Source organism: Burkholderia sp. BCC1998, from assembly GCF_905339875.1.
GTDB lineage: Bacteria > Pseudomonadota > Gammaproteobacteria > Burkholderiales > Burkholderiaceae > Burkholderia.
Map to the genome: position 1 here is coordinate 13,914 of NZ_CAJPHE010000008.1, position 14,903 is coordinate 28,816.

Below are 14,903 nucleotides of genomic sequence, written 5' to 3' on the forward strand. Positions count from 1 at the left end.
GGTCGCGGCTGCGGGAACGCGCGCTGCCATCGGCGATCGATCGTGGCGTCGAGCAGGCGGCCGACGGCATCACTGACCGAAACGCTGCGCCACCGCATCCTTCAATCGCGCGGCGGTGAGTTCGCCCATGTGCGATTCGACGAGCTCGCCTTTCGCATTGAAGAACAGCGTCGTGGGCAGCCCGCGCGATCCGTACGCATGCATCGCATGCAACGACGGATCGAGCAGCACGTTGTCGAAGCGCAGCCCCTGCTGTTCGAGGAACGCGCGCACGGCCCGCGCGTTTTCCCCCTGGTTGAGCATCAGCACCGTGATGCCCGGATGATCGCGTTGCGCCTGTTCGAGGAGCGGCATCTCGCGCCGGCACGGTGCGCACCACGTCGCCCACAGGTTCACCACGACCGGCTTGCCTGCGAAGCGTTGCGGCAGGACGGGCGTCGCATCGAGCGTTTCGAGCTGCAGCGCGGCGAACGGCGGCGCGGTGCGCTGCAGTGTCGCCAGCGTGCCTTGCGCGATGCCCCACGCGGCGAGGCCCGCGACGATGCCGGCCGCCACGGGTTTGCGCAGCGCGGGCAGGCGACGCAGCCGCCAGACGGCGAACGCGAGCGCGGCAGCGATGCCGATGCGCCAGTCGAAGCCGCCGTCACCGAGCGCGACGATGGCGCGCGGCGTCGTCGCGTAGTCGCGCCACCATTGCGCGACATAGCCGATACGCGCGGCGACCAGCCCGAGCAGCAGCACGTCGAGGATCAGGCTCGACGCGCTCTTGTGATGTCCATCGGGCGGGCGGCGCTGGATGAAGCGGGCAACGAGCCACGCCAGCAGCGCGGCGGCGGCTACCGCGACGACGCGGATCGAGAAGGGACCGATGCTCAACATGGGGAGAAAAGGGTGCGGGGATCGTGGATCGACCGGCGATCGCAATGCCGTCGACGGTCATGTGACGTTTCGACCCTACGGGACGCACCCGGGTTCCCTTGGTGACCGAGCGCATGCACCGCCCGACGCGTGCGAATCGCATGCCGGGCGCCGGCATTCAGGACGACGTCGTTTTCGTCGAAGTCTCGCGACGCATCAGGCCGACCGACGATCGCGCAGGCCCGGTAATTACTGCCTACTTCCGCTCGAGCCGGAAGGCGCACCGCCAAGCCGGTACGCGGTAAAGAATTCGTACCACGGCGAACCCTGTCCGGCCGGCACGCCGAGTGCCGACGTCCGCTGCTTCAAGGCCGTGAACACATCGTTGATGCGCGCGGCCTGTTCGGCATCACTGAACGGACGCGGCTTCGCCCTGCCGGCCGCGAAGGCGCCGTAGGCGATCGCGAGCAAGCGCGCGCCGTCGTCGATCGAGGCGACGGACCCGTTGATCGCCTCGACGAAGCGCGGCCGGTCCGCTTCTCGCGATGCGGCGATGCACTGAAACACGATCGCCGACACTTCGTGCAGGTCGCTCGCGCGCAGCAATGCCGGCAGGCGCGCGGCGATCCGGTCGGCCGGTTCCTCATGCAGCGCGGCGGCGAAGTCGAGCACGGCGGCCATTGGATTGCTGTCCTGCTGCACGCGATCGAGCGCCGATGCGGACGCCGCCGCCGCCTGCGCGACGTCGCCGGGCGCGCCGCGCAGCACGTCCGCGACCTGCTGCTGCCACGCCGGAAAGATCATCCGCACGTTGCCGAACTGCTCGCCGCCTTGCGCGTCCGGATTCCACCGATAGACGATCGTGCCGCCGCGAATGAACGGCGAATACAGATGCTCGGGCGTTTGTGGCAGCGGCCGTCCGTTGATCGGCAGCCATGCGAGCGTGAGCCAGTCGTAGCGGCCGGTGGCGGGCACCGCCGGGCTGGAACTCGCGATAACCTGCCAGGTGCCGCGGTTCGCGTAACGCCGACGCGCGTCGGGCACTGCGACGGTTTGCCGTTTCGCGGTATCGAAGTAGGTATTGCCGGTCACGTTTTTGCCGCTGTCCGGCGCCGGCGTGAGGGCGGCGATGACCCACGATGCACCGTCGGCCGAACGGTAGTCCGACGGCTGCAGCGTGGCGACGTCGTGCACCATGCGCGTTTCGGCGGCGACGGGGCTCGGCGGCAGATCGGCGGGGCCGGCGACGATACTCGGCATGGACGTTCCTCGGAATCGGGGGTGTATCGGCACGCGCGCCGAACGCGAACGATGTGTGGCGGCGCATGTCGTCCGTCGTAAGAACTGTAGAACGCCGCCGCCGGAAACGGAAACCGGCCGCGGCGGCCTCGTGCCGCGCGACGCGCTCACGCGCACCGCCGCTTCGGCTTACCATGCGCATCCTGAACCAGCAGGACGAACACCGATCGGGGAGCGAACATGACCGACAGCAAAGCCATCACCGAACACTGGACGCACGTCGCCGACCAATGGATCGACTGGGCCGGCAGGCCGGGCCACGATGCATTCTGGAAGTATCGCGAGGGGTTGGCGGCCTACCTCGGCCGCGGCACCGGCCGCGCACTGGAGATCGGCTGCGGCGAGGGCCGCGTGAGCCGCGAGCTGAAGGCGCTCGGCTACGACGTGACCGCGAGCGACGCGGTGCCCGCGATGCTCGACGCCGCGCGTCGCGCGGCATCGGCGCACCGCTACGCGCTCGCCGATGCCGCCTCGCTGCCGTTCGATCCGGCCAGCTTCGACATCGTGATGGCATACAACGTGCTGATGGACCTCGACGACATGGCGGCCGCGTTGCGCGAGGCACGTCGCGTGCTGAAGCCGGGCGGGCTGCTGTTCGTGTCGCTCGTGCATCCATTCCGCGATCGCGGCCGTTTCGCGGGGCCGCAGCCCGACGCGCCGTTCGTGCTCGAAGGCACGTATTTCGGCAGCGAGCATTTCGAGGGCGTGGAAACGCGCGACGGGCTGTCGATGCACTTCGCGGGCTGGTCGCTGCCGCTCCAGGCCTACATGGATGCGCTGGAGGCGGCCGGCTTCGCGATCGTGTCGCTGCGCGAGCCGCCGCCCGATCGCGCCGACACGGACACGCTGAAGCAGTGGTCGCGCGTGCCGCTGTTCCTGTGGATCAAGGCGCGGCCGCTGGATTGAAACCGCCGCGGCCGCGCGGCGTGCGGCCTGCGGCACGCCGCATGATCAGCGCGGCAAGACCTTCCGGTAGATCACGAATCCGGTTTTCTCCGCGACGGTGTCGTAGAGCCGCATCGCCGTGCGATTCGTCTCGTGCGTTTGCCAGTACACGCGTTCGGCGCGCTGCGCCTGCGCGGCGTCGTACACGGCTTCGATCAACGCGCGGCCCACGCCCTTGCCGCGTTCGCGCTCGAGCGTGAAGAGATCCTGCAGATAGCAGGTCGGCCCGGCCAGCGTCGTGCTGCGGTGATACAGGAAGTGCACGAGCCCGACGAGCCGGCCGTCGCGTTCCGCGACACGCGCATGCACGGGCTCGTAGCCGTCGAAGAAGCGCGACCACGTGAGCCGCGTGATCTCGCGCGGCAGCGCGGTATCGCCGAAGCGGCCGTAGAAGCGGTTATAGCCGTCCCACAGCGGCAGCCAGTTGTCGAAATCGTCTTCGCGCACGGGGCGTACGGTCAGGCCGGTGTCGGTAGCGTTCATGGTCGCGAACCTTTCGAGGATGGATGGAGTGAAGCGTTGCCGGCACGACCGGAAACGCGCGCAGACCTCTACGATAGAAAGTTCGTGGCACCATGTGTAGACCCATGACATCCACACAATCTGGAGCCACGATGGATTACGCGTTGCTGCTGTCGACCTTCGAGCGCGAAGCGGGGCCGCACGCGGCCACGCGGATGTCGCAGCAGCAGCGGCTGTACGCGTGCCTGCGCGACGCGATCCTGAGCGGCCGGATCGCCGAGGGCACGCGGCTTGCCGCATCGCGCACGCTGGCCGACGAGCTCGGCATCGCGCGCAACTCGGTGCTGTACGCGTACGAGCGGCTCGCATCGGAAGGGTTCGTGACCGGCACGCGGCAGGGCACGGTGGTCGCCCGGATGGGGTTGCGCGGGTCGCAGGTCGCCGCCGCGGCGCCCGCCGGCGCCACGGCGGTGCTGTCGCGGCGCGTCGCGCAGGCCGAGCGCGCGACGAGCGGCCTCGACGAATCGCTGCCGTTCATGCCGGGCGTGCCGGCCGTCGACGCGTTCCCGCTCGCGCAGTGGCGGCGTTGCGTCGAGCGCGCATGGCGCTCGGCGGGGCCGGCGCAGCTCGGCTATCAGTCCGCGGAAGGTGACGCGGTGCTGCGCGATGCGATCGCCGGCTATCTGCGCGCGTCGCGCGGTGTGCGCTGCGACGCCGCGCAGGTGATCGTCACCGACGGCACGCAGGGCGCGCTCGACCTGTGCGCCCGCGCGCTGGCCGACGCGGGCGATGTCGCATGGATCGAGAATCCCGGCTACCACGGCGCGCGCAACGCGTTTCTCGCGGCCGACCTGCGCGTCGAGCCGATCGGCGTCGATGCGCAGGGGCTCGCGCCGCATCCGGACGACTGGCGCGCTCGTCCGCCGAAGCTCGTCTACATCACGCCGTCGCACCAATATCCGCTCGGCGCGGTGATGAGCCTCGAACGGCGGCTCGCGCTCGTCGCGCAGGCGCGCGCGGCCGGCGCATGGATCGTCGAGGACGACTACGACAGCGAGTTCCGCCACCACGGCACGCCGCACGCGGCCGTGCAGGGGCTCGCCGACGACGCGCCGGTGATCTACCTCGGTACTTTCAGCAAGGTGATGTTTCCGGCGTTGCGGCTCGGCTTCATGGTCGTGCCGGCCGCGCTTGCGCAGCCGCTGCGCGACGCGGCGGGCGCGCTGATGCTGCAGGGCCGCGCCGTCGAGCAGCGCGCGCTCGCGGATTTCATCGACGCCGGGCATTTCACGCGGCATCTGCGGCGCATGCGCCGCGTGTATGCCGAGCGGCGCGACGCGCTGCACGACGCGCTGGCGCGGCGGCTGCATACGCGGCTGACGGTGTCGGGCGGCGCGGGCGGCATGCATCTGTCCGCGCGGCTCGACGTGCCGGTGGCCGACACGGAACTGAGCCGCGTCGCGCAGGCGCACGGGCTGATCCTGCGGCCGCTGTCGTCGTTCTGCCTGCCGGGCACCGCGGCGGGTTACAACGGGCTCGTGCTCGGCTACGGCGGCGTGCCGGCCGAGCGGATGGACGGGCTCGCGCGGCGGATCGGTGAGATGATCGACCGCGTGCTGGCCGCGCGGTGACGGTCGTTGTGCCGTGTCGTCGCTACGTTGCTACGTTGTTACGTCGTTACGACGCTACGCCGTTATGCCGTTATGCCGTTATGCCGTTATGCCGTTATGCCGTTACGCCGCTATGTCGCTATGTCGCTAGGCCGTTACGCCGTTACGACGCTACGTCGCTACGTAGCTACGTCGTCGCGTCGTCGCGTCGTCGCGTCACTGCATCGGAGCGCGACGGTCCGCTGCTCCGCCTACCCACGCATCGGCGGATTGAGCCGCGCGAACGCGTCCTGCCGGCGATACGGGAAGTGCGGATAGGGCGCTTCGATCGCACTCGCCGCATCGAGTTTCGCGACCTGCGCATCGGTCAGCGACCAGCCGAGCGCACCGAGGTTCTGGCGCAACTGTTCCTCGTTGCGCGCGCCGATGATCACCGACGATACGGTCGGGCGCTGCAGCAGCCAGTTCAACGCGATCTGCGGCACGGTCCTGCCGGTTTCCTCGGCGATCGCGTCGAGCGCGTCGACCACGTCGTACAGCCGTTCGTCGTCGACCGGCGGCCCGAAGCCGGCCGTGTCGTGCAGGCGGCTGCGTTCGGGCAGCGGCGCGTGGCGGCGGATCTTGCCGGTGAGCCGGCCCCAGCCGAGCGGGCTCCACACCAGCGCGCCGAGGCCCTGGTCCGCGCCGAGCGGCATCAGGTCCCACTCGTAGTCGCGGCCGACGAGCGAGTAGTAGACCTGATTCGCGACGTAGCGCGACCAGCCGTGCCGGTCGGCAACCGCGAGCGATTTCATGATCTGCCAGCCCGCGAAATTCGACACGCCGATGTAGCGCAGCTTGCCCGCGCGCACGAGATCGTCCAGCGTCGACATCACTTCCTCGACCGGCGTGGCCGCGTCGAACGCATGGAGCTGCAGCAGATCGATGTAGTCGGTATCGAGGCGGCGCAGCGCGTCGTCGACCGCGCGGATCAGCCGTGCGCGCGACGTGCCGGCGTCGTTCGGGCCATCGCCGGTCGGCAGGCCCGTCTTGGTCGAGATCAGCACCTGGTCGCGCCGGCCGTGGATCGCGGCGCCGAGCACGCGCTCGGATGCGCCGTCCGAGTACACGTCGGCGGTGTCGAACAGATTGACGCCGGCCTCGAGGCAGATGTCGACCAGCCGGCGCGCTTCGTCGACGCCCGTGTTGCCCCAGGCGCCGAACAACGGGCCGGTGCCGCCGAACGTGCCTGCGCCGAAGCTCAGCGCGGGAACCTTGAGGCCGGAGCGGCCGAGCGTGCGGTATTCCATGGCGGGTGTCCTCTCGTCGTCGAGGCCGGCGCGAACGGGCGTCGGCAAGGTGAGCGTTCACTCTAGCGCTTGCGGTTCATCCGGATAATTGGGCAGACTTCGAAAATATCCTTCGGAGGAAGCGAAGAATGCTGCTCGACAACCTGGCGCTGTTCCTGCGCATCGTGGAGAAGGGCGGGCTGGCCGCGGCCGGCCGCGAGATCGGCCTGTCGCCGGCGACGGTTTCCGAACGGCTGACGGCGCTCGAGCGCCACTACGGCGCGGCGCTGCTCACGCGCACGACCCGCGCGATCAGCCTGACCGACGAGGGCCGCACGCTGGTCGCGGGCGCGCGGCGCCTGCTCGCCGAGGCCGACGAACTCGAAAGCCGCGTGCGGCTCGGCGCGCAGACGCTGTCGGGGCCCGTGCGGCTGAGCGCGCCGGCCGATCTCGGGCAGGCGCGCGTCGTGCCGGTGGTCGACGCGTTCCTGGCCGAGCACCCGGGCGTCACGGTCGACCTGCATCTCGGCGACGGCTACGTCGATCTCGTCGGGCAGGGGCTCGACTTCGCGATCCGTCGCGGCAAGCTCGCGGACAGCGCGCTGCGCAGCCGCTCGCTCGGCCGCTCGCGCCGCGTGGTGTGCGCCGCGCCTGCGTATCTCGCCGCCCACGGCACGCCGCGGCATCCGGCCGAGCTTGCCGCGCACGACTGCATCGTGATGCGCTTCGGCCAGGAACTGTATGCCGAGTGGCCGTTCCGTATCGACGACGAACCGAAGCGCGTGACGGTGCGCGGCCGGCGCGTCGCCAACGACGGCGCGCTCGTGCGCGCGTGGTGCGTCGCGGGGCACGGGATTGCGCTGAAGTCGCTGCTCGACGTCGAGCAGGATCTGGCGTCCGGCGCGCTGGTCGAGATCCTTCGCGAGTTCTCGCCGGGCGAAGTCGACCTGCAGATCGTCTATCCGGGCGGTGCGGTGCAGCCGCGGCGCGTGCGGGCGCTGATCGAACGGCTGGCGCAGGCGTTGGCGGCGGGGTGAGCGCAACTGGATCGCGCCGCGGCCGATGCGTTTGCGCGTCAGCGTCCGACGCGATGACGCCAAATGCGACGCGGTAGCGGAACGGGGCCGCTTCCCCCGCGCCAGCGAACGCAAGATCGCCCGCGAAGCGGGTTGTCCACGTTTCGTCATTTAGCTAATATTCAAAACGTCAAACGAGACCGGAACCATGGACGACGTCACCCGCATCAGCGCACTGGCCAACGAAAGCCGTCTGGCCGTGATGCGCTGGCTCAAGCAGCCGCGCAAGCATTTCCCGCCGCAGCCGCACGGCGACTTCGACGAGCTCGGCGTGTGCTGCACGTACATCACCGAGAAGCTCGGCATCGCGCCGGCGACGACCACGCGCCACATGCGGATCCTCGCGGATGCCGGGCTCGTGCGGGCGACGCGCGTCGGCAAGTTCACGTACTACAAGCGGATCGACGATGCGCTGCATCGGTTGGGCCGCGACCTCCTGCAACTCTGATCTTCACAGAGGCAATCGACATGGATGAACTCGCCCTGCTGGCCGATGCCGACCGGCGCGCGCAAGCGTATCTCGCCGCGACCGACGAACGGCGCGCCTATCCCGACGCCGCGGCGCTCGCGGGTCTTGCGGCCTTCGACGAGCCACTGCCCGATGCGGGCCGCCCGGCCGACGACGTGCTGCGCCTGCTCGACGACAAGGGCACGCCCGCGACCGTCGCATCGAACGGCCCGAACTACTTCGGCTTCGTGATCGGCGCGACGCTGCCGGCCGCCGCCGCCGCCGAGCGGCTGATGCTCGCGTGGGACCAGTGCGCGTCGTCGTTCGCGAATTCGCCGGTGGCCGCGACGATCGAGCGGCAGGCCGCGCGCTGGGTCGTCGACGTGCTCGGGCTGCCGGAAGGCAGCGCGGTCGGCTTCGGCACGAGCGCGACGGCCTGCACGCTGGTCGCGCTGGTGGCCGCGCGGCGTGCGCTGCTCGCGCGCAAGGGCTGGGACGTCGACGCGGACGGCCTGATCGGCGCACCCGAGGTGAAGGTCGTGCTCTCGGAGCTCGCGCACATCACGGTGAAGAAGGCGCTGCGCGTGCTCGGCTTCGGGATGAAGCGCCTGATCGTCGCGCCGGTCGACGCGCACGGCCGCATCGACCCCGCGCAATTGCCGCCGCTCGACGACATGACGATCCTCTGCGTGCAGGCCGGCGAAGTGAACACCGGCGAATTCGATCCGTTCGCGGCGCTGATTCCGCGCGCGAAGGCCGCCGGCGCGTGGGTGCACGTGGACGGCGCGTTCGGGCTGTGGGCGCGCGCGTCGTCGAAGCGCGCGCTGACCGACGGCATCGACGGCGCGGACAGCTGGACCACCGACGGCCACAAGTGGCTCAACACGCCGTACGACGGCGCGATGGTGATCTGCCGCGACGCGGCCGCGCTCGCGACCGCGATGAACAGCGATGCCGTCTACCTGAGCGGCGCGCAGGATGCGCAGAAGAACCTGAACCTCGAATTCTCGCGGCGTGCGCGCGGCATTCCGGTGTGGGCCGCGCTGCGTGCGCTCGGCCGCGCCGGCGTGGCGACGATGGTCGAGCGGCATTGCGCACAGGCCCAGCGCGTCGCGGACGGCCTGCGCGCGGCGGGCTACGACGTGCTGAACCGTGTCGTGCTGAACCAGGTGCTCGTGCGCGCCGGCACCGACGACGAGACGATCGCGATCCTTCAGGCCGCGCAGGACTCGGGCGACGTATGGTTCGGCCAGACCGTATGGCAGGGGCGGCCGGCGTTCCGGATCAGCGTGTCGTCGTGGCGCACGGAGGACGAGCACGTCGACCGTCTCGTCGCATTGCTGACGACGCTGCGCGGCGTGCACGTCGGTTGAGCGGCGGCGGCGAATGCGTCGCGCGCGTGCCGCCGCCGCCGGCTATCCGTATCTGGAGATGTGCGGCTCGTCTGCGTGAAAATGTCGGACAATAATGCGGCATGCGCGCCGTGCCCGCCCGGGCGGCGCGCCCAACCGCAGCATTCACGCCGACGAGATCCCCATGTCCACGACACCTCCCCGGGAGCTGCTGAAAGCCGCCGACATCGCGAAGATGGAACCGACGCGCGCGGTGCATTCGCTCAATCCCAATGCCGTTCGCCTCAAACGACAGCTCAGCGACCTGACCGGCCTCACGCAGATCGGCGCGCACCTGCTCACGCTGATGCCCGGGCACGAATCGGCCGAGTATCACCGCCACCTGTACGAGGAAGAATGCGTGTACGTGCTGTCCGGCACCGGCTCGGTCACGATCGGCGAACGCACGTGCGAAATCGGGCCGGGCGATTTCCTCGGTTTTCCGCGCGGCGGCGACGCACACACGTTGCAGAACACCGGCGAGGTGCCGCTGGAACTGTTCATCCTCGGCCAGCGCCTCGAACACGACGTCTGCGAATACCCGAGAATCGGCAAGCGGCTTTACATCGCCGGCGAGCTCGAGGATTTCGTCGACCTGCCGGAACGGCCGTAGACGGCACGCATCCGCATCGGCCGTCGTCATGCTTATGATGCGGGAACGCCACTGACAGGATTCCACGCCATGGACGCGCCGCATCCGCCGATGAATGCCCCGATTTCCGAAACGGAACCTGAAACCGAAACCGTCGCCGAGCCGCGCGCGTCGCGCGTGCATCGGCCTGTCGCGCTCGTCACCGGATCGACGTCGGGAATCGGCGCGGCCATCGCGCGACGCCTGGCGGCGGACGGCTACGCGGTGATCCTGCATTCGCGCAGTTCCGCCGACACCGGTCGCGCGATGGCGCGCGAACTCGGCGCGACCTACGTGCAGGCCGATCTCGCCGACGACGCGCAACGCGTGCGGTTGATTCGCGACGCGCTGGCGGTGCACGGCCGCCTCGACGTGCTGGTCAACAATGCGGGCGTCAGCCGCGTGATTCCGCACGACGATCTCGCCGCCGCGACGCCCGACGTGTGGCGCGAGATGCACGAGATCAACGTGATCGCGCCGTTCCGGCTCGTCGCCGAAGCGCAGCCCGCGCTGCTCGAAGCGGCGTCGGGCGGGCGTGCCGGGTGCGTCGTCAACGTCAGCTCGCACGCCGGCGTGCGGCCGAAGGGGGCGTCGATTCCCTATGCGGCGGCGAAGGCCGCGCTCAATCACACGACGCGCTTGCTGGCGCGTACGCTCGCGCCGGCGATTCGCGTCAATGCGGTGGCGCCGGGGCTCGTCGACACGCCGCTGACCGCGGACTGGACCGACGCGCAGCAGCTCTGGCGCGAGCGCGCGCCGATGCGCCGTGCGGCGACGCCGGACGACGTCGCGCAGACGGTTGCGATGCTCGTTGCGTCCGATTATGTGACGGGCGAGATCGTGATGCTCGACGGGGGAATGAACCTGACGTGACCGGTAAACGCTCTCGAGGTCAGCCGAGGTTCGACCGCAGCCGCGCGAGCGCCTGGTCGTGCGTGCGTTCGAACTTCAGCGGCGTGACGGCGATATAGCCTTCGCCGAGCGCGACCGTTTCGGAACCCGCATCGTCGTCGCGCGGTGCGCGCGCCAGTTTCAGCCAGTGGTATCCGATGTCGCGCGGATCGCGCCCCGACACGATGTCGACGCCTTGCAGCGTGCCGGCGCCCTGGTTCGTCACCTTCAGGCCGCGCACGTCGTCGGCCGGCCGCGCCGGGAAATTCACGTTGAGGCACGCGTCGCTGTCCCAGCCGGCCGCGACGAGCCGGCGAATCACGTCCGGCGCGTGCGTGAGCGCCGTATGCCACGGCACTGCGTTGCGGTCGACGAACGCCTGGCTCAGCGCGATCGCCGGCACGCCGACCAGCATGCTCGTCATCGCGGCGCCGACCGTGCCGGAGAACACCGTTTCGGTGCCGAGGTTCGCGCCGCGATTGACGCCGGACAGCACGAAGTCGGGCCGCGCGTCCTTCATCAGGTGGCTGACCGCAATCGCGACGCAATCGCCCGGCGTGCCGCGCACGGCAAAACGGCGCTCGCCCTTGCGATGCACGCGCAGCGGTTCGTGCAGGCTCAGCGAATGCGACGTGCCGCTCTGGTCCTCCGCCGGCGCGACGATCCAGACTTCGCGCGCCAGTTGCGTGGCGACCTGTTCGAGCACTTCAAGGCCGGGGGCGTCGAATCCGTCGTCGTTGGTGAGCAGGACGCGGTCGAACAGCGGGCGGGTTTCTTGCATCGGGACGATCCTCGCAGGTAGGCAATGAGAGGGGAAAGGCATCGCAGGTACACCCGCAAGGCTAGCATCCCGTCGCGGCGCATGTTGTGTCGTGTCATGCCGCATCTCACTGCACCTCACCTTAGCGCACCTCACCTCAGCCACCTCAGCCACCTCAGCGCACCGTACCGCACCGTACCGTACCGTACCGCACCGCACCGTACCGTACCGTACCGTACCGCGCCGCGCCGCGCCGCGCCGCGCCCGGCGCCCGGCGCCCGCCGCGCTGCGCGTGGATACGCGGATACGAAAACAGGCGCATGGCGCGCCCGTTTTTTCCGGTTCGATGTGCCGCCCGGGCGGCGGGTGGGGCCCGCGTTACCCGATTACCCGAGCAGATGCCGCAGCAGGCCGGCCGACGCGACGCCGACGATCACGGTCGGCAGGATCGACAGGCGCGTCGCCGCGATCAGCGTGACGGCGAGCGCGAGCAGGTCGGCCGGGCGCGTCGACACGAACGCCGGCGCGATCACCGAGATCAGCACGCAGCCGGGCACGTTCTCCATCACCGACGCCATCCGCGGGCTCAGCGTGCGGTTGCGCAGCAGCACGTAGCCGAGCACGCGCGACAGGTAGGTCGTCGACGCCATCAGCACGATGGTCGCCGCCGTCGCGAAATCAGGCAGCATCGCGCTGCTCCCACAGCAGCGCGGCGATCAGCCCCGCGCATGCGCCGGCCGCGACGTACCACGCGCCGGGCACGGCGAGGTGCGTGGCGGCCGCGACGACGAGGCTGACGAACCACGGACGGCTCGCGCGCATGCCTTTCCACATGCCGCGCAGCAGCACCAGAAACACGGCGGTGAACGCCATGTCGAAGCCGTATTGCTCGACGTCGCCGATCGTCGGGCCGAGTGCCGCGCCGAGCGTCGTCATCGAGATCCACGTCAGGTAGAGCCCGGAACACACGCCCGCGTAATAGGGGACGCTGATGTGCGTGGCCGAGCGCGAGCGTGCGTCGGCAAGCGACATCGCCCAGCTTTCGTCGCACATGAAGAACAGCGCGGCGAACGCGCGGCGGCGCGGCAGGCGCCGGATGTACGGCGCGAACGCCGCCCCCATCAGGATGTGGCGCGAATTCACGAGGAACGACATCGCGACGATCAGCGCGATGTGCGGCGGCGACGTCCATAGATGGATCGCCGCGAATTCCGAGCCGCCGCCGAAGTTCAGGCCCGTCATCATCGGCACCTCGAACAGGCTCAGCCCTTTTTGCGCGGCCTGCGCGCCGAGCACCAGCGCGAACGGCACGAAACCCAGCATGACGGGCAGCGCCGCGCGCAAGCCGCGACCCATCTCGGCGACATAGGCGGGCTTGTCGCGAAGCCCGGTCGACGTTGAAACGCTACTGCTCATTACTCCTCCTTCGGGGGAGGAGGATTGTCTGCTTTTTTGACTCGAATCGGGTTGCGTTGCGGACCAATTTTTATGAGAATTTGGCATCCAACGAGTGATTTGCGATTTTTTTGGAATTCGATGCCAATGAAGCTTGACGCGATCGACCGCCGGATCCTGAGCGCGCTGCAGCGCGACGGCCGCATGCAGAACGTGGAACTCGCGCACGAGGTCGGGCTGTCGCCGTCACCGTGCCTGCGGCGCGTGCGGCTGCTCGAGGAAGCGGGCGTGATCGAAAAATACGTGGCCGTGCTGAACCCGGCGAAGGTCGGCAAGGGGCTGACGATCTTCACGCGCGTGTGGCTGAAGGGGCAGGACGCGGAATCGGTGAACCGCTTCGCCGAGGCCGTCCAGCAGATGCCGGAAGTCGTCGAATGCCACCTGATGGCCGGCGACTGCGATTTCCTGCTGCGCGTCGTCGCGGCCGATATCGACGACTATCGGCGTTTCCAGATGGAATACCTCACGCGCATTCCCGGCGTGCTCAGCGTGAAGACCGACATTCCGATGCAGAAGGTCAAGCTCACGTCGGCACTGCCGACGTAACGTGCCGCGAGCGCGCGACGGCGATTCCGCGAATCGTCACCAGCCGGTGACGATCGGCCGATACACTGTCGGGACAAGCCGCTTCGCCGCGCACTGGCTGCATCGCAGTGCGACTTCGATGCGCAAGCAACTAACGGTCAGCCGCGACGCGATCGACGAACACGCGCGCCGCGCGCGACGTGACCGGCCGATCGATGCGTTTTTCTTGTCGAGCCATTCATGCAGCCATTCAACGATCCGTGGAATTCGCTGGAAATCGTCAAGCTCGTGCTCGGTGTGCTGACGCCGTTGTCGGTCGCGTGCCTGGGCTGGCTCGTCGCGCGCCGGCTGAAGCGGCTCGAGCTCGTGCAGTGGACCAACCAGCGGCTGATCGAGAAGCGGCTCACGCTGTACGACACGGTCGCGCCGCAACTCAATGCGCTGCTGTGCTTCTACACGTGGATCGGCTACTGGAAGGACATCTCGCCGGACGACGTGATCCGCGCGAAGCGCGAACTCGACCGCACGTTTCACATCTACCGCTACCTGTTCGACGACGACGTGTACGACGCGTATCACACGTTCATCCACGCGTTGTTCGAGATGCACACGGGGCCGGGTCGCGATGCGCGGATCCGTTCGCTGATCCTGTCGCCGGACGGCGACCGCAGCGTGCACGGCACGTATGAATGGAAGGCGGCGTGGTCCGAGCGGTTCTCGACCTCGAACGTGACGGACAAGGCCGACGTGGTGCAGTACTACACGCGGCTGATGGAGCGGCTGCGCGTGGCGCTGGGCGCGAATCGCTGACGATTGCGCACGCGTGCTGCACGCCGGTACCGGAATTCGCTACCCGGCGGCGCGGATTGATTCCCTCACGCATGGCGCGGATGCGCGACGCGGCCGCGGCTGACATGCTCGCGCCATGTCCATTCGCGTGGGGTTCGCATGCACATCGACACGGGTTCCCGGCCGCTCATGGCTCGTCGGCCGGGTGCGTACGCTCGGCGACGTCGAGACGTTCGACAAGTTGCTGAGTCGGAATCCCGATCATCCGCTCGGGTTCTGGAAGATCTGGTATTTCGGCCGGATTCCGTGGCAGCGCCGCACGGTGACGCCGGCGAGCGTGTTCGAGAGCCGTGAGTTGCGTGTGGTGGTGGATACGCGTGGACGCGATCCCGGGGCGCGGGAACTGCGTGGCTCGGAAGAGGCGGAAACCGGTGGCGCATCTGATTGCTGATGCGGCATCGTCCGGGGTTTGAACAACCGTGGCGACGCGCCGGC

The 14,903-nt window shown here is 69.1% G+C and carries 17 protein-coding genes; 10 read left to right on the forward strand and 7 right to left on the reverse strand.

The features are described 5' to 3' along the window. Window positions 1–69 precede the first annotated feature (69 nt). The gene (locus U5A56_RS15960) at window positions 70–879 is read right to left on the reverse strand and encodes a TlpA disulfide reductase family protein (RefSeq protein WP_321923326.1); all 810 of its coding nucleotides are present in this window, start codon (window positions 877–879) and stop codon (window positions 70–72) included. Window positions 880–1,107: 228 nt separating this feature from the next. Beyond that, window positions 1,108–2,118, reverse strand: coding sequence for a hypothetical protein (locus U5A56_RS15965; RefSeq protein ID WP_321923575.1), 1,011 nt, complete (start codon window positions 2,116–2,118; stop codon window positions 1,108–1,110). Between the two features lie 219 nt (window positions 2,119–2,337). On the opposite strand from U5A56_RS15965, the gene U5A56_RS15970 reads away from it, so the two are divergent. Then, window positions 2,338–3,063 (forward strand): class I SAM-dependent methyltransferase, encoded by a 726-nt coding sequence (locus U5A56_RS15970; RefSeq protein ID WP_321802931.1) that lies wholly within the window; start codon window positions 2,338–2,340, stop codon window positions 3,061–3,063. A 45-nt stretch (window positions 3,064–3,108) separates the two neighbouring features. Here the strand turns inward: U5A56_RS15970 and U5A56_RS15975 are convergent, their stop codons facing one another. Continuing rightward, complete coding sequence (locus U5A56_RS15975) at window positions 3,109–3,585, reverse strand: GNAT family N-acetyltransferase (protein ID WP_044845435.1); 477 nt, start codon at window positions 3,583–3,585, stop codon at window positions 3,109–3,111. A 131-nt stretch (window positions 3,586–3,716) separates the two neighbouring features. Between U5A56_RS15975 and U5A56_RS15980 the strand changes: the two genes are divergently transcribed. Then, entirely contained in the window at window positions 3,717–5,195 is a 1,479-nt protein-coding gene (locus tag U5A56_RS15980; RefSeq protein ID WP_321796170.1) for a PLP-dependent aminotransferase family protein, read from the forward strand. A gap of 230 nt (window positions 5,196–5,425) precedes the next feature. On the opposite strand, the gene U5A56_RS15985 is transcribed toward U5A56_RS15980, so the two are convergent. After that, window positions 5,426–6,463 carry an aldo/keto reductase gene (locus tag U5A56_RS15985; RefSeq protein WP_321923328.1) on the reverse strand — a complete coding sequence of 346 codons (1,038 nt, stop codon included), beginning with the start codon at window positions 6,461–6,463 and terminating at the stop codon, window positions 5,426–5,428. A 128-nt stretch (window positions 6,464–6,591) separates the two neighbouring features. Between U5A56_RS15985 and U5A56_RS15990 the strand changes: the two genes are divergently transcribed. The 5 genes from U5A56_RS15990 (at window position 6,592) to U5A56_RS16010 (ending at window position 10,861) form a co-directional block, all read left to right on the forward strand. Continuing rightward, window positions 6,592–7,479: a LysR family transcriptional regulator gene (locus U5A56_RS15990; protein ID WP_321923331.1), complete on the forward strand. Its 888-nt coding sequence runs from the start codon at window positions 6,592–6,594 to the stop codon at window positions 7,477–7,479. A gap of 187 nt (window positions 7,480–7,666) precedes the next feature. After that, window positions 7,667–7,966 (forward strand): ArsR/SmtB family transcription factor, encoded by a 300-nt coding sequence (locus U5A56_RS15995; RefSeq protein WP_040139054.1) that lies wholly within the window; start codon window positions 7,667–7,669, stop codon window positions 7,964–7,966. A 20-nt stretch (window positions 7,967–7,986) separates the two neighbouring features. After that, a complete protein-coding gene (locus U5A56_RS16000; RefSeq protein WP_124529302.1) occupies window positions 7,987–9,339 on the forward strand; it encodes a pyridoxal phosphate-dependent decarboxylase family protein in 1,353 nt (450 codons plus the stop codon). 163 nt (window positions 9,340–9,502) lie between these two features. Next, entirely contained in the window at window positions 9,503–9,970 is a 468-nt protein-coding gene (locus U5A56_RS16005) for a cupin domain-containing protein (RefSeq protein ID WP_321923333.1), read from the forward strand. Window positions 9,971–10,039: 69 nt separating this feature from the next. Continuing rightward, a complete protein-coding gene (locus tag U5A56_RS16010; RefSeq protein ID WP_321796179.1) occupies window positions 10,040–10,861 on the forward strand; it encodes an SDR family oxidoreductase in 822 nt (273 codons plus the stop codon). A 19-nt stretch (window positions 10,862–10,880) separates the two neighbouring features. Here the strand turns inward: U5A56_RS16010 and surE are convergent, their stop codons facing one another. The 3 genes from surE to U5A56_RS16025 form a co-directional block, all read right to left on the reverse strand. Continuing rightward, entirely contained in the window at window positions 10,881–11,660 is a 780-nt protein-coding gene (gene surE / locus U5A56_RS16015; protein WP_321923335.1) for a 5'/3'-nucleotidase SurE, read from the reverse strand. Window positions 11,661–12,025: 365 nt separating this feature from the next. Further along, window positions 12,026–12,328 carry an AzlD family protein gene (locus tag U5A56_RS16020; RefSeq protein WP_321820991.1) on the reverse strand — a complete coding sequence of 101 codons (303 nt, stop codon included), beginning with the start codon at window positions 12,326–12,328 and terminating at the stop codon, window positions 12,026–12,028. After that, window positions 12,318–13,055, reverse strand: coding sequence for an AzlC family ABC transporter permease (locus U5A56_RS16025; protein WP_321923337.1), 738 nt, complete (start codon window positions 13,053–13,055; stop codon window positions 12,318–12,320). The genes U5A56_RS16020 and U5A56_RS16025 overlap by 11 nt, the downstream gene beginning before the upstream one ends. A 126-nt stretch (window positions 13,056–13,181) precedes the next feature. Between U5A56_RS16025 and U5A56_RS16030 the strand changes: the two genes are divergently transcribed. The 3 genes from U5A56_RS16030 (at window position 13,182) to U5A56_RS16040 (ending at window position 14,859) form a co-directional block, all read left to right on the forward strand. Next, on the forward strand, window positions 13,182–13,640 hold the full coding sequence (locus tag U5A56_RS16030) for an Lrp/AsnC family transcriptional regulator (RefSeq protein ID WP_006486309.1): 459 nt from the start codon (window positions 13,182–13,184) through the stop codon (window positions 13,638–13,640). 219 nt (window positions 13,641–13,859) lie between these two features. Next, complete coding sequence (locus U5A56_RS16035) at window positions 13,860–14,429, forward strand: hypothetical protein (protein ID WP_321923340.1); 570 nt, start codon at window positions 13,860–13,862, stop codon at window positions 14,427–14,429. 115 nt (window positions 14,430–14,544) lie between these two features. Then, the gene (locus U5A56_RS16040) at window positions 14,545–14,859 is read left to right on the forward strand and encodes a hypothetical protein (protein WP_415749151.1); all 315 of its coding nucleotides are present in this window, start codon (window positions 14,545–14,547) and stop codon (window positions 14,857–14,859) included. Window positions 14,860–14,903 lie beyond the last annotated feature (44 nt).

Bases quoted from the DNA above. Each gene is read 5' to 3' on its own strand.
- U5A56_RS16020 (WP_321820991.1), bottom strand. From the start codon at position 12,328: ATGCTGCCTGATTTCGCGACGGCGGCGACCATCGTGCTGATGGCGTCG.
- surE (WP_321923335.1), bottom strand. From the start codon at position 11,660: ATGCAAGAAACCCGCCCGCTGTTCGACCGCGTCCTGCTCACCAACGAC.
- U5A56_RS15960 (WP_321923326.1), bottom strand. From the start codon at position 879: ATGTTGAGCATCGGTCCCTTCTCGATCCGCGTCGTCGCGGTAGCCGCC.
- U5A56_RS16005 (WP_321923333.1), top strand. From the start codon at position 9,503: ATGTCCACGACACCTCCCCGGGAGCTGCTGAAAGCCGCCGACATCGCG.
- U5A56_RS15985 (WP_321923328.1), bottom strand. From the start codon at position 6,463: ATGGAATACCGCACGCTCGGCCGCTCCGGCCTCAAGGTTCCCGCGCTG.
- U5A56_RS15970 (WP_321802931.1), top strand. From the start codon at position 2,338: ATGACCGACAGCAAAGCCATCACCGAACACTGGACGCACGTCGCCGAC.
- U5A56_RS15990 (WP_321923331.1), top strand. From the start codon at position 6,592: ATGCTGCTCGACAACCTGGCGCTGTTCCTGCGCATCGTGGAGAAGGGC.
- U5A56_RS16010 (WP_321796179.1), top strand. From the start codon at position 10,040: ATGGACGCGCCGCATCCGCCGATGAATGCCCCGATTTCCGAAACGGAA.
- U5A56_RS16000 (WP_124529302.1), top strand. From the start codon at position 7,987: ATGGATGAACTCGCCCTGCTGGCCGATGCCGACCGGCGCGCGCAAGCG.
- U5A56_RS15980 (WP_321796170.1), top strand. From the start codon at position 3,717: ATGGATTACGCGTTGCTGCTGTCGACCTTCGAGCGCGAAGCGGGGCCG.
- U5A56_RS15995 (WP_040139054.1), top strand. From the start codon at position 7,667: ATGGACGACGTCACCCGCATCAGCGCACTGGCCAACGAAAGCCGTCTG.
- U5A56_RS16040 (WP_415749151.1), top strand. From the start codon at position 14,545: ATGTCCATTCGCGTGGGGTTCGCATGCACATCGACACGGGTTCCCGGC.
- U5A56_RS16035 (WP_321923340.1), top strand. From the start codon at position 13,860: ATGCAGCCATTCAACGATCCGTGGAATTCGCTGGAAATCGTCAAGCTC.
- U5A56_RS16025 (WP_321923337.1), bottom strand. From the start codon at position 13,055: ATGAGCAGTAGCGTTTCAACGTCGACCGGGCTTCGCGACAAGCCCGCC.
- U5A56_RS16030 (WP_006486309.1), top strand. From the start codon at position 13,182: ATGAAGCTTGACGCGATCGACCGCCGGATCCTGAGCGCGCTGCAGCGC.
- U5A56_RS15975 (WP_044845435.1), bottom strand. From the start codon at position 3,585: ATGAACGCTACCGACACCGGCCTGACCGTACGCCCCGTGCGCGAAGAC.
- U5A56_RS15965 (WP_321923575.1), bottom strand. From the start codon at position 2,118: ATGCCGAGTATCGTCGCCGGCCCCGCCGATCTGCCGCCGAGCCCCGTC.